The sequence below is a fragment of the Paenibacillus sp. LK1 genome, assembly GCF_002750415.1.
Taxonomy (GTDB): Bacteria; Bacillota; Bacilli; order Paenibacillales; family Paenibacillaceae; genus Paenibacillus; species Paenibacillus taichungensis.
Genome location: NZ_PEII01000007.1, coordinates 73,925 through 87,524, shown reverse-complemented (window position 1 = coordinate 87,524; position 13,600 = coordinate 73,925). Strand labels below are relative to the sequence as shown.

Here is a 13,600-nt window from a genome sequence, read left to right as displayed (position 1 = left end):
AACTAGCGAAAACAATTCGTAAATGTTCACCGTGAGCGTGCTTGGAGATAACTGCACCCCTTTTCTCTATTATTGTTGCTTAATAACCCACTTTTGATACTCATTCTCTTGACGATACTCATCCATTACCAGCTCAGCCCCATCCTCGGATATGCCAAGTGCTTTCCCGTTATGAGAACTTGTAATGCGCATCGTCCCGTCCTCATTCTTTGAAATGTTCCAGCGTTGATTCGCATAACCAAGATACGAATAGAGCTGAATGCGATTCTGTCCTACATCCCAATCAAGAGACATTCCACTCAAGGTTCGAATGGAATAAGAGCCGGAATCATCGCCTGTCGGTACAAGTACCCATTTGAAGCCTTTACTCGCACTCTCTGCCTCGTCGGCAACTCTTATCACTTCTCCTACTTCAGATGGAACAGCCTGCAACGCAACGGGACGTCCTGCGTTATGAATCATCACCTGCTCCAATTCTGCGTTCTTCCTATGGATTGCATTCACATTCTGGAAAGACGCATTCCCACCGAACACATGAAGTCCAAGATGTCCTTCGACAAACGTTCCATCCTGAAGATCCAGAATTCGCTCACCATCTACATCAACCTGAATTCGAGGACCGTCCGCCTGAATCCGGATGTGATACGTATGATCTTTACGAACGAATCTCGGGATTTGAGCAAGTACCTGTCGATTTTCGATTTTTCCATTCACTTTATAAAATAGTCGGATGGACTTCAGGTTTGGATCCATATTCAAATAGTAGCCGCTTCGTCCATCCTCACTTGCACGGAATACAATAGACCCTGCTCCACCCTGTGCTCCCAGCGTCAGATCAGCATCATATTGAAAATCCCCTGCCGTTTCCTGTGCGATATATTGTGTATCTCCACTATAGTTGCCCTGTATGCCTTGTTTGGAAATAAGCCATTGGGCAGATGATTTATCCGACTTCCAGCCGGACAAGTTGGTATGGAATATGCCACTGGATACCGTTATCGGTATGTGGGCAGAAGCTTTGCCGTCTGCCGTTGATACCGTTAATAGTGCTTCGCCTCCACCCACAGCTCGAACCGTCGCTTTCGTTTTATCAGAATGAATGATTTGCACCACTTTAGGATTGCTTACCTTCCATTTCAACGCTGGAGCGACGCCTTTTCCGGGTCTGCCTTCCACCGTGGCGTATAGCGTTTGTGTCTGCCCAACATTCGCCGTTCTTCTTTGTATATCTGCAATAACCTGAGACTTGGAGGAAGTGCTCTTTCTCCAGATGTTATCTAAGGCGTACACCTTCATGGAGCTCACCTTCACTTCCCCACCAAGGCTATAAAAAGCCATTGCCCTTCCCGCCGGATCTGGAAAAATGACATCCGAGAAGACCACCTTGCCATCATTGCCAAAGACCTCTATAGAGGATTCATCGACGAATATACGTAACTTCACCTTTCGATTTTCAGGTTGTAACGGGGCCTCGTGTACCTTGGTGAATAAGTCGGAGAAGCTTACGTCCCCCGAAGCGGTGCGATCCACGAACATGCTCTGCGTATTTACTCTGTATCCTACAGTGGTCTTCTGCCCTTCTCTTTGACGCAGTTGAAAACCAAACTCGGTTACAGAGCTGTTAGCTGGGATTTCCACTTCAGCTTCAATCTCATACGCCCCTGCCGTTAGGCCATCAAGCGGATTTTTTGTTTTTGGTCCCACCACCATTTGCTGTGCACTATACAGGTTATGCCGCAGTGTCTGGAGTTCAGTGATTGGTGTTTGCACCAAACGTATTCCTTCATCCGTGGTTCGAAGAGAGACTTCTCTCGGTATGGTCAGTTGTCCCTTCCATGAGGAAGTTGGGAATTCAAACGGATAATCCCAGTTCGTCATCCATGCAAGCATGACTTTCCGCTGATCCGGCATATTCGCAAAGGACATCGATGCGTAGAACTCCTTACCGAAGTCCGTTCTCAACACTTGACCAGCCCGATGATCGTTCAGGAATTTCCCATCAGCTGTTAGCTGGCCTACAAAATATTCCGCATCTGACCCTTGGGTCTTCGGATTGGCCCCTGTACTGATCATTAGCACCCACTTACGTTGACCCGTTCCATCTACAGGCAGTTGAATCAGATCGGGACACTCCCACACACCACCTCGAACATAATCGCCATATCCGAAGTTATCGGTTAAGGTCCAATCGAGCAGATTGGTTGAAGTAAAGAATCGGATGTGATCCCCGCCGGACACCACCATCACCCAACGGTTGTGATCTTCATCCCGGACGACCTTCGGATCACGGAAATCCCAGCTTCCCGGATCATCACCATTCTTGCCCGGATTCTCAATGACAATCGGACGATCTTTGGCGTATTGCCAATTCCGGCCTTGATCAGTACTATAGGCGAGGCCGATACGCTGATTGCCACCAGGTTTATCTGGATGATAGGAAGTGTAGTACGCAATCAGACCTTTTCCGCCCGAATCCGTGAACAGACCGGAGGCATTATTCAGATCAGCAATTGCTGATCCCGACCATACATGGCCCTGATCATTCCAGGGCAACGCGATAGGTAAACGCTTCCAATTTATTAGATCAGAACTGACTGCATGAGCCCAGGTGCCTCCATCCTGATGAAACAGATGATATTCTCCTTCGTAATAGACTAGCCCGTTTGGATCACTTGCCGATCCTCGAATCGGAGAATAATGGTACTGGGGACGATAGTTTTCTTTATAGTACACCGACTCTTCCGTTACATAGATATCCTGAAAATAAGCGATGCCTTGCTGAACGACAAGTCCAGCATTTCCATTAGCGTAGCTTTTATCTGTCACCTCAACAGCCGCAGGCGTGTACCCATCTACATAGACCTGAATCAAGCTGCCAGAGGCTATAACTTCGATGTGATGCCTCGCTCCCGGTTGGCTTGGAAACTTGCGATTCGAGCTGGCGAGCACGGTACCGTCCGCTTTTCGAAGTTGTACCCGAACTTCTTCCCCTTCCCGAATCAGGGCTGCTTCATATCCCTTCGTTCCGTCTGCATTTGCCCTAAATAGCAGCGCTGCTGAGGTACTCGCACTGGCAAGCGATATATTTCCTTTATATACAAAATCAGATTCTGCTTTCTCGTAGATGACTCTTCCTTTCCCCTGCGCGTTTGCTTTCCCTTTATAGCCTTTCAAATCCGGCTGCCATTCACCTACGCTGCTAATCGTTTTGCCGATATTACCATTCATGGTACTAACCTGCACATTCTGGAACAAAGCCGACCCATCCCACACATGAAGCCCAAGATTCCCTGATGAGTAGGTACTGTCTTTCACATCAATCACCGGGTCATACCGATTATCCCAATATACCTGAAGACTCTCTCCGTCCGCTTTCACTTTCAGATGATAGATACCTCCAGATTGAAGGTTTGCTTTATGTTCTACATTTAACGTTCCCGGCTTTCCACTGGCATCTCTTAGACGTATCACACCAGCCTGGGGAACCACTTGCAGCATATATGAAGACCAGCCTGTATCATTGGATCGAAAAATAAGACTCGTATCCGCTCTCATATCCTGAATCATCAAATCAGCTTCATAGATAAAATTATCGGCTCGTGTGGCCGATATGGCCATCACATTCTCCCCGGCGTCCGAAGTCAGACGAAGTCCTTCATCCGTATCTTCCAGATTACCTCTACCTTGCAATGTCCAGTCTGACAAATTCGTTATTGCCTTAGACACTTTGGTTAACATTTGAACCGTCTCCCCCTGTTTTGCTGATTCCTTGGAGGTCTGCTCTATCCTTTGCGAGGCATTTGTCTCCTTAACAGATGCTGTGGAATAGGCTCCAGCAGAAGAAGATCCAAGGACACATGATAATAGAACATAACCAATGGAACGGAAGATGATTTTCATGAGCATTCCCTCTTTTCATATTAGTAGATGAACAAAAATCCCACAAAGGACGGCGCAGTCTCTTGGATAAGTGAACCTGCATCCGCCCCTTCTGGGACGTCCATACATATCAAACGCTATAAAGCATATGTTTCATGCTGCAATGCTTCTAAACCTAATGCGAGGGCGCCGCATAGTCCTGCGTGCTGGCCCAATCCCGGATGGACAATATATTGGTCGATATGTTGCGTTATTGCGGCTGCATTCACATAACCATTCAGATTCCGTACAACCTGATCCCGGATCATGGGAAACAGATGACTTTGCTGCATCACCCCTCCGCCCAAGATGACCTTTTGAGGGGAGTGAAGCAGAATGGCCGTTGTGATGGACTCCGCAATGTAAAAAGATTCGATCTCCCAGGCCAAGTGGTCTGTCGGGAGTTCGCTTCCAGGGCTCTGCCAGCGGGCTTGAATGGCTGGGCCCGCAGCCATTCCCTCCAGGCAATCGCCATGATACGGACATAATCCGGCAAAATGATCTTCCGGGTGGCGTCTCGTCCGGATGTGTCCACCCTCTGGGTGCAGCAATCCATGCACACGTTTGCCTCCCGCCACAAGTCCAATCCCAACACCTGTGCCGATCGTATAATACACACAATTGTCCAGTCCCTTCGCTGCTCCCCACGTGACTTCTCCAAGGGCCGCTGCATTCACATCCGTATCCCATCCGAAGGGAACCGGGAATTCGCGCTTCAATGATCCAATAACATTACAGTTTTCCCACCCTGGCTTGGGCGTTGTTGTAATGTAACCATAGGTGGGGCTACCCCGTTGCAGATCAATCGGACCAAAGGAGCCGATCCCGATCGCCGCCACTCCTTTGTCCCTGAAATAGTCGATGACCTTCGCCAGTGTGGTCTCGGGATGTTCCGTTGGAAAGCTGCACCAATCTTCAATTTCCCCTCGCTCGTTACCTACACCACATACAAACTTCGTTCCACCGGCTTCTATTGCTCCTATACGCATCTTACTGTCCCCCTCGCGATTATTCCGACTGACCTTCAACTCGGATGGGGGATAGCTCGTAGATATGAAGCGAAGAAAATACTACATCCTTATTTTCGGACTGAACAGAGATTCCCTCGGAACCCGCATCCGGATAGATCAGATCCGTAATAACCGCTTGACCGTCATTGGCAAATACCTCTACGGATGAGTAATCCACATAAATACGCAGATGTTGGTTGCCGTCCACTGCTTTTAATCCCGCTGCATGGCGGCCCAGGAAATGTTCATGGAAATCGCTAATACCCGATCGACTGCGATCAACATATACCTCATTCTGGCTAGCGTCCACACCGATGAGCGTTTCATTGTCTGAACCACTTCGTAATGCAAATTGAACAGATTGATCAGAAGCCCATTCCGCATCAATCTCATAGTTTACAAGGCGCAAGGTGTTCAACTGCTCACTCACTTGTCTGATGGAAGCATTCTGTAAGGATAGTACTGGTGTGCGGGCGTGCTCGAGCTCGCGTGCAGGACGCTGAACCAGCAGGACTTCCCCGTCCCTTTTCTCCAATGTCAGCTCTCTCGCAATGGTCATGGCGCCGCGGTAACCTTCGGTTGGTGTCTGATTGGCATACATCCAGTTGCTCATCCAGCCCATAAACAGGCGTCTGCCGTCTTCTGCCGGAATGTCGGACCAACTAACCCCTGCGTAGTTATCCCGACCATGATCAAACCAGCGAACGGTATGGGAAGCTTCATCAGGAACAAATGTAATCCCATTAAAATCTCCGGTGAAGTATTGCGTTCTGGAGCCTTCCTTGAAGGCCGGATCTGCACCAATGCTGACAAGCATCACCCATTTCTCCTGGCTCGCATCCCCATCCACGGATAGCGGGAACAGATCAGGGCACTCCCAGACGCCATCATGCGAACCGATCCCGGCGCCGAATTCACTGCCCAATGTCCACTCCTTCAGATCGGGAGAATGGTACAGACATACCGTCTGACCACAAGCGATAATCATAATCCATTCCTTGGTCTGCTCATGCCAGAACACTTTGGGATCACGGAAATCCACGAACGACTCATGCTCCAGTACCGGATTGCCCTCGTATTTCACCCATGTTCTACCACTATCCTTGCTATATGCGAGACTCTGCCGCTGAATCGGATGATCGTTTGGCACCTCCTGATGATGGGTAAAAATAGCCACCAGTCCTGGCTCATCGTCAAAGAATCCGGACGTATTGTTCCAGTCCACCACGGCACTGCCGGAGAATATCATGCCATGTTCATCCGGCGCCAAAGCCACAGGAAGCTCTTCCCAGGTCACCAGATCCTTCGTTACCGCGTGTCCCCAATGCATCGGCCCCCATGTTGTGCCAAACGGATGATGCTGATAGAACAAGTGATACTCACCTTTGAAAAATACCATGCCATTGGGGTCATTCATCCACTTCTCCTTGGGTGAGAAGTGATAGACGCCCCGGTAATCGGTTGTTGAAATGGTAGACATATTGGTTTACTCCTTTGATTCAAACCGTTGAAGAGGAAACTTTGCTTCACTCACGCACCTTAATGCTATGTACGGCAAAGCTCCTCATTCCGTTTGTTTTATTGGGTGTTGCGGTCATATCCCGCTTGTTTAATCTGCAGCCACTCTTGCAAGCCAAGACGATCCAACTCTTTCAGATAAGCATCCCACTCCTGATCGATCTTTCCATTCTGATACCATTCCGTGCGCATACGCAGCACGTAGGCGAACAGATCAGTCTCAATGGTGGAAAGGCGGTCGAGTTCATCGATTGAGAAGAACACGCTTGGATAGACGTTTTCTGCTTTCATGTGTGGAACCATATATTTATCGAGCAGTTCCATACGCCACGCAGCATCTTCCGGTTTGGTTGTGTATTTGTCATAGTAACTGTCAAGAATAGCCAGCGGTCCTGCAATACTCGTTTTCTGTCTGAGCTCAACAGGTGCTGCGCCTTCCAGCGGAAGATGCTTCAGCATGCCTTTAGCTTCATCCAATTCAAAAATATTCTGTTGTGTCTCATCACCGTAAGTTCCCCAGTTGTTCTGCACGGACTGGAGCGGATCGTACAATTGGTCCACCCACTTCGCTGTGGATTCCAGATTTTTATTGCTGCTCGTAACAACCATGCGTCCCCGGTCTAGACCGATACCGTTTGTACGTGCGACATTAATTTCTCCATTCGGTCCGGCGACAGGAGGCAGAACATCATAGGTATCATTCATACCTGTAATGTTGGCCTTATCCCAAGTGAAGTACATGCCATACTTGTTGTCTTTGCCCTTGGCCAGATACGTATTCCAATCCTGCTGATATGCTTCCACATCCACAAGACCTTCCTGGACCAGTTCGTGAATGTATTTGACCGCTTCTTTGTAACCTTCATCAGCTGCAGTGAAGACCACTTTTCCATCGTTGGTCACCACCGTGTGGTCCCAGTTCTCCCCGAGTCCAAATGCTGCAAATAGAAATGTCAGATCTTCTCCGCCCGGCTTGTTAATGAAGGACAACGGAATTTCGTCAGCCTTGCCATTGCCGTTCGGGTCCTGAGTTTTGAACGCAATCAGCACTTGTTTCAGTTCTTCGGTTGTCGTTGGCATCTTCAGTCCGAGCTTGTTCAGCCACTCCACGTTGATCCAAGGTAAGTCATCCACCGCCTGTATGCGCTGCTTGCCACTTCCGAGCTCCTCAATCCAGGGAAAGGAATAAATATGTCCGTCTGGAGCCGTAATCATGCTCTTGTATTCAGGAGCTTCCTCCAGCACCTTTTGCAGGTTCGGCATGTATTGCTCAATCATGTCCTCCAGTGGAATGATGGCCCCATCCTTCGCCAGTTTCAGGAGATCATAATCCCCATAACCTGCGTCAAAGATGGCATCAGGCAAATCACCGCTGGCTACCGCCAGGTTTCTTTTCTCTGCAAATACGTCACTCGTATAGTTCTTCCAGTTGATATGCACATTGGTTTTCTCTTCGAGTCGTTTGTTAATCAGCTTCTCGTTCGGATCAGCAGGGGCCAGCGGAGAACTCTGTGTTATAAAATTCAATGTCACTTTGCCATCAGGTGACTGGGCTTCACTTGCCGCACCGCCTCCTCCCCCACCACACGCCGAGAGCAGGAGCATGGCTGACAACATGGAGATGGATGCCGTTGTAGCGGCTTTTCTGGACTTGTTCACTTTTTTCATAATAATGACCTCCGTGGATTGTGTTGGGTCGAACGTGCTTTATTTCAGGCTGTTCACTATTTAAGTGAACCTACCATGACACCTTTTTCGAAATATTTCTGAAAGAATGGATACATGATGATGAGTGGTAGACTCGAAATGACAATGGCTGAATATTTGATCATTTCCGAGAGCCGTTTCAGTTCCGCCATCGCAAGCTGATCACTGATCATGCCCGGCGCAGCCTGATTCTGAATCAGAATGGAGCGCAGTACGAGCTGTAAAGGATGGAGGTTTGGATTATCCAGATAGATCATGGCGTCAAAATAGGAATTCCACTGCCCCACAAACGCGTACAACGCGAGGACAAAAATGATAGGTTTCGACAACGGAATAACGATCTGGAAGAAAATCTTCATCTCGGAGGCACCATCCACATTGGCGGCTTCTTTCAGTTCTCGCGGTACCCCTTTGAAGAAGGTTCTGGAGAGAATGATGTTCCAGACGTTGACTGCGCCTGGGATGATAATGGCCCATACCGTGTCCAGCATGCCGAGATTACGAACAAGCAGATAGGTCGGGATCAAACCGCCACCGAAGAACATCGTGATGATAAATATAATCATGAAAAATCCTCGCCCAGCCAGCCTTTCATCAGACAAGGCATACCCTGCAAATATCGAAACGGTCACCGTCACGAGTGCAAAAGAAACCGAGTACAGCACCGCATTAGCAAACCCTCGAATCATGGCTGGATTGGACAAAATCATCTGATACCCATCCAGACTCCAGTCGGATACATTGAAGGACAGTCCACGGTTCAGCAGCACCGTTGGGTCCATGAATGAGGCAACCACGATATAAATCAGGGGGACAACCACAACCAGTACGGCACAGGTAAGAAAAATCGCGTTCAGTGCGAGGATCAGACGATCCAGTCCCGTATGTTTGACAACCATGGATAACACTCCTTTCCTAATAGAGGCCTTCGCCTTCATTCAATTTCTTCACGATCAGATTCACAGTCACCAGCAAAATGACATTGATGACCGAGTTGAACAATCCCACTGCCGCAGAATAAGCGTAATCTCCGGACTGCAAGCCCACCTTGTAGACATACGTGGCAATGATTTCGGAGGAAGGCAGGTTCATGGACGTCTGCATCAGGTAGGCCTTCTCAAATCCAATCGACATGATCCCGCCAGCGGCAAGAATAAATACGATGGCCATAATCGGTCGAATCGTCGGAAGGTCGATGTGGCGAATACGTTGAATGAGATTCGCTCCGTCCAGATTGGCTGCATTGTGAAGTTCCGGATCAACATTGGCCAAAGCAGCGACATAGATAATGGAAGCCCATCCCGCCCCGGTCCAGATATCCGACAAAATGTATATCCAGCGGAAATATTCCGGCTCGGACATGAACATGATTGGCTGACCAGTAATCGCTGTGGCTATCTGATTGATCGGCCCTGTCGGGGATAGAAAGATGAACAGCATACCTACAACGACGACCACCGAGATGAAGTTGGGGGCATACAGAAACAATTGGATGTTTTTCTTCACTCCGGCTTTACGTACCTGATTGAGCATGAGAGCAAGCAAGATCGGGACCGGAAAGCTAAAGATCAATCCGAAAAAGCTGAGTTTAAGCGTATTCATAAAAATGACATCAAAATTGGGCGAAGCTAAAAACTTCTCAAAATGCTTCAAGCCTACCCACTCACTGCCCATGATACCTTTGATCGGACTAAAATCCTTAAATGCAATAATGGCTCCGTACATCGGGATGTATTTGAAGATAAGGGTCAGGATCAGAGCTGGTGCGAGTAACAAGTACAAAAAATAATTCTTTTTGAACTGCTGCATCCTGTGACCGGTTGATGTCCTCTCTTTCAACGCCCTTCCTGTACCCTTTTTGGTATCCACCGTGTTATCCAACACATGACCTCCGTTCATTCCTGAAGTTGACAATTGTTTGTAGTAAGGGCTTTCAATATTTACAATTGCTCATTTAATAATTTACAATTTAGCAGGTAATCTAGGCATTAGTCAATACATTATGTAAAAAATAATTGTGCATTTGATCTCATTTTGTATGTTTTTCGAGTTCGAAATGTACAGTAAATTGTATATACAACGTTTATTTATTCCTCTTCAACCTGTCACCCCTCTTATCATCAGCAGGATACTTCGAACTAATTATCATTTGCAACGAAACTACTGAATACAAATAATAGCGCATTATCTGAATTAAAAATGTAAACTAAATTGTGCATATGTAAAATTGCGATTGCTATTTGTTCCGATCTATTATACATTTGACTAAGATAATACTATCGACGACCATATGATCATTAGAGGTGAAGCACTAGATGGCAAAAGAAAAAGTCACGATACAGGACATCGCGGATGCTTTGGGCATCTCCCGGAATACAGCTTCCAAAGCCTTGAATGATAGCGGAAATATCCCGGATGAGACACGTAATCGTGTAATTAAAAAAGCAATTGAACTTAAATATAAACAGTTTGCCTATATGGAAAATGAGCATGTTCTAACCAAGGCTCCAAGCAATATCGCCCTGTTAACGGAAAATCTGCCCAATACATCTCACTTTGGTTCGATGTTAATCAGTGGTCTGGAGAAAAGAATCAGCGCAGAGGGCTACAATCTCTCCATTCATATCGTGCGTGAGGTTGATCAGGATTCACTTACACTCCCCAACAATTTTGATATTTCCAACGTGGACGGTATCATTTGCATTGAATTGTTCGATCTCAAATATACTCAGCTTATTACCGATCTTGGAATTCCCACGATCTTCATCGATAGCGCTTCCGACATCTGTTATCCGGAATTTCATGCCGATTTGCTGCTAATGGAGAACGAGCACAGCACGTATCAGTTAACCAGAAAATTAATTGAGAGTGGCTACAACCAAATTGGATTTGCCGGGGATTACAATCATTGCAAGAGCTTCAATGAACGTTGGGTAGGATACCAGCGGGCCATGCTGGAAGCGGGGTTGCAGGTCGATCCATCCCAATGCATTGTTGATGATGACCGCCTGTTCTTCTCGAAGCCAGGCTGGTTGAACGAGCGAGTAGCTGAGCTGAAGTCGCTGCCTGATGCGTATGTATGTGCCAACGACTTTATCGCAGTCGAACTGATCAGAGCATTGAGAGCGAGGAATGTTACTGTTCCGCAGGATATTGTCATATGCGGATTCGATAATGCGCCTGAATCACGGATTATTGAGCCTCCATTAACAACTGTGCATATTTACAGCAACGAAATGGGTATCAAAGCTGCGGAGATGCTGTTGTCCCGGATTGACAATCCATCCCAGCCTTATCAGGTCTCGCATATCGTGACCAAACCGATCATACGGGAGTCCACACCCACAATGATGAAGTCCAATCCACAGACCGTTTAACCTATCTCATAGATCTCTTAAAAATAAAAAGCCATATCTTTCACGCAGAATAGAACGTGAAGGATACGGCTTTTTTTTATAGGGACTTATAGATCCCTTCGATTATAGCAGTCACAATATGATGCGAACAGGACGCAGCCTCTTATCGGGATTCGTAGCTCCGTGCTACACGGATGCCTTGGATGATCCTTTAGCTGAACGTACCTCTGTACGAATCAAATTGAAGATCATAAAGACCAGCACAACGAGTTGTGGAATAAAGGTCTCCCATGTCGGATACATGCCAAGCCAGCCCATCGTCGGCAGACTCGGTTCGACATGGGCCCCAAGGGTTGCCGAAACTTGAAGGGAGTGTATGCTCTCTCCAAGGAAACGAAATACCAGATAATAAATCAGCAGCGTAGCGGTCAGGAAAAACCATCGTACAGGCAGACGTACACTGAACTGAATAATGGCCACAGCCAATACAATCAGGATGAGCAATGCTGCCCCCATGCCGATCAACATCTGCGAGGTCTCAATTGCAGGCGCCATACCAATATAAAAGATCGCAGTCTCCGCACCTTCTCGCAATATGGCGAGTCCCGCCACGGCAAAGAGTGACCACAGACTCCCCCTTGCCAGTGCACCACCTACCTGTCGCTGTACATAACTATTCCAGGAGCGGGTATTTGATTTGCTATGCATCCAATGCCCAACCGTCAACATTAGTACAACGGCTGCAAGCCCCGTATACCCCTCAATCATCTCCCGTGTGCTACCCGATGATGCCACAGCAAGGGTCAGCGACAGTACAACGGCCAGCGCCGCACTAAGCAGCAGACCACTACCGGCACCAGCCCAGATCCAGCGCCGGGCCGCAGTCTCGCCACTCTTCTTGGCATAAGCGAGCAATGCAGCCAGTACCAGAATGGCCTCCAATCCTTCGCGAAGCAGAATCAATGCTGCATCCCATGCCGTGTATGAGGTAGTAGCCGTTAACGGCTCCAGCCGATGGATCATTCGGGTTACAACCTCGGTTGCCTTCACCGTATTTGGCGGATTGGAGACGACATATCCGGATGCTTCCGCCATTTCATTCTCAATGGCCGTATATGAAGCTGGAGATGATATCTGTACCTGACCTTCAACCAAAGGCCAGGACACAATAAACTGCTCCAATCCCGATGCGGCAGAAGTCGTATCCCCCGCTTGAATCTGCTGCTCTACTTGCTCCAGTAATTTCAGCAGGTCGGACAAAGAAGAAACACCAGAGGATGCTGACGTATCCTCAACTTCCCCTTCCTTGAGTGTCCCTGCACTATAGTCTGTGAGCAACGTGACCAGTTCCTGCATACGCTCTGTTGCCTGTTCTTCCTTGCGGGGTTCGGCCTGCATTGAAATACGAATTAGGCTGATGTCTTTCTCCAACTGGCTGTATACACCAAAATGATCCTGGCGGATCGGAGCTTCGGTGCCTTTCCAGGCCGTAACAATCCGTTTATAGGCAAGCTCTGCCTGGGTCCAATCGCCCTGTTCCATTGAACTCAAACTTTTACGTGCGTCCGGCAGCAGCCTTTCGGCCGCTTTACGGCCTGCGTCGCTGCTCTCTTCCGCACCCTGAAACGCCTCAATGTACTGATTGGTCGCACGGGCAAGATCAGCCAGTGCTTTCTTGGCAGCATCAGAATCCTTGCCAGACAGTGCCTGTTCCGTTTTGGACAGGGCATCACTTACAACGCTGGCGGCCGTCGCAACCTGATCTGCGTTCTGCTCCGGCACCAACGTGCTGTCAGTATCCCACAGTTGCCGGAATTCAGCGACATCCTCCGTCGCTTCTGCCAGCTTGCCCTGTCCGACTTCAACCAAGGCGCTGCCCACAGGCGGCAACAGACTATCCAGTTGTTTTTGCACAGACTGCTCTTTGTTTTGGAGCCCCTCAGCAGAAGCGTGTGACATGCCCGGTAAACGAATCACCCCGGACCCCACCATCAGGAACACCAGCAGCATCAGCAAGGAACGCATCAACCTTCCTTTGTACAGCAGCCGCTTCTGCGCCTTCCGATCTGCGATCCTGCCCATCATTGTCAT

Annotated in this window: 8 protein-coding genes; 1 reads left to right on the top strand and 7 read right to left on the bottom strand. The window is 48.3% G+C overall.

Going from position 1 to position 13,600, the window contains the following annotated elements; all coding sequences use genetic code 11:
* Window positions 1-69: 69 nt before the first annotated feature.
* The 6 genes from CS562_RS16700 to CS562_RS16675 all read right to left on the bottom strand — a co-directional run bounded on the left by CS562_RS16700 (window position 70) and on the right by CS562_RS16675 (window position 9,962).
* Entirely contained in the window at window positions 70-3,900 is a 3,831-nt protein-coding gene (locus tag CS562_RS16700) for a GH32 C-terminal domain-containing protein (RefSeq protein ID WP_180287162.1), read from the bottom strand.
* Window positions 3,901-4,016: 116 nt separating this feature from the next.
* On the bottom strand, window positions 4,017-4,907 hold the full coding sequence (locus CS562_RS16695; RefSeq protein ID WP_099857340.1) for an ROK family protein: 891 nt from the start codon (window positions 4,905-4,907) through the stop codon (window positions 4,017-4,019).
* A 19-nt stretch (window positions 4,908-4,926) separates the two neighbouring features.
* Entirely contained in the window at window positions 4,927-6,408 is a 1,482-nt protein-coding gene (locus tag CS562_RS16690) for a glycoside hydrolase family 32 protein (protein WP_099857338.1), read from the bottom strand.
* Between the two features lie 98 nt (window positions 6,409-6,506).
* On the bottom strand, window positions 6,507-8,114 hold the full coding sequence (locus CS562_RS16685; protein WP_076287466.1) for an ABC transporter substrate-binding protein: 1,608 nt from the start codon (window positions 8,112-8,114) through the stop codon (window positions 6,507-6,509).
* Between the two features lie 56 nt (window positions 8,115-8,170).
* On the bottom strand, window positions 8,171-9,052 hold the full coding sequence (locus CS562_RS16680; protein WP_024632860.1) for a carbohydrate ABC transporter permease: 882 nt from the start codon (window positions 9,050-9,052) through the stop codon (window positions 8,171-8,173).
* A gap of 16 nt (window positions 9,053-9,068) precedes the next feature.
* Window positions 9,069-9,962, bottom strand: coding sequence for an ABC transporter permease (locus tag CS562_RS16675; protein ID WP_246318009.1), 894 nt, complete (start codon window positions 9,960-9,962; stop codon window positions 9,069-9,071).
* Window positions 9,963-10,468: 506 nt separating this feature from the next.
* Here CS562_RS16675 and CS562_RS16670 point away from each other — a divergent pair.
* Window positions 10,469-11,530, top strand: a complete 1,062-nt coding sequence (locus CS562_RS16670) for a LacI family DNA-binding transcriptional regulator (protein WP_099857334.1) — start codon at window positions 10,469-10,471, stop codon at window positions 11,528-11,530.
* Window positions 11,531-11,695: 165 nt separating this feature from the next.
* Here CS562_RS16670 and CS562_RS16665 read toward each other — a convergent pair whose 3' ends face one another.
* Complete coding sequence (locus CS562_RS16665; protein WP_257219517.1) at window positions 11,696-13,594, bottom strand: FTR1 family iron permease; 1,899 nt, start codon at window positions 13,592-13,594, stop codon at window positions 11,696-11,698.
* Window positions 13,595-13,600 lie beyond the last annotated feature (6 nt).

What these genes read in the sequence shown, in the direction of transcription:
- CS562_RS16685 (WP_076287466.1), bottom strand. Translation starts at nt 8,114, where the DNA reads ATGAAAAAAGTGAACAAGTCCAGAAAAGCCGCTACAACGGCATCCATC.
- CS562_RS16675 (WP_246318009.1), bottom strand. Translation starts at nt 9,962, where the DNA reads ATGCAGCAGTTCAAAAAGAATTATTTTTTGTACTTGTTACTCGCACCA.
- CS562_RS16700 (WP_180287162.1), bottom strand. Translation starts at nt 3,900, where the DNA reads ATGAAAATCATCTTCCGTTCCATTGGTTATGTTCTATTATCATGTGTC.
- CS562_RS16690 (WP_099857338.1), bottom strand. Translation starts at nt 6,408, where the DNA reads ATGTCTACCATTTCAACAACCGATTACCGGGGCGTCTATCACTTCTCA.
- CS562_RS16680 (WP_024632860.1), bottom strand. Translation starts at nt 9,052, where the DNA reads ATGGTTGTCAAACATACGGGACTGGATCGTCTGATCCTCGCACTGAAC.
- CS562_RS16665 (WP_257219517.1), bottom strand. Translation starts at nt 13,594, where the DNA reads ATGATGGGCAGGATCGCAGATCGGAAGGCGCAGAAGCGGCTGCTGTAC.
- CS562_RS16670 (WP_099857334.1), top strand. Translation starts at nt 10,469, where the DNA reads ATGGCAAAAGAAAAAGTCACGATACAGGACATCGCGGATGCTTTGGGC.
- CS562_RS16695 (WP_099857340.1), bottom strand. Translation starts at nt 4,907, where the DNA reads ATGCGTATAGGAGCAATAGAAGCCGGTGGAACGAAGTTTGTATGTGGT.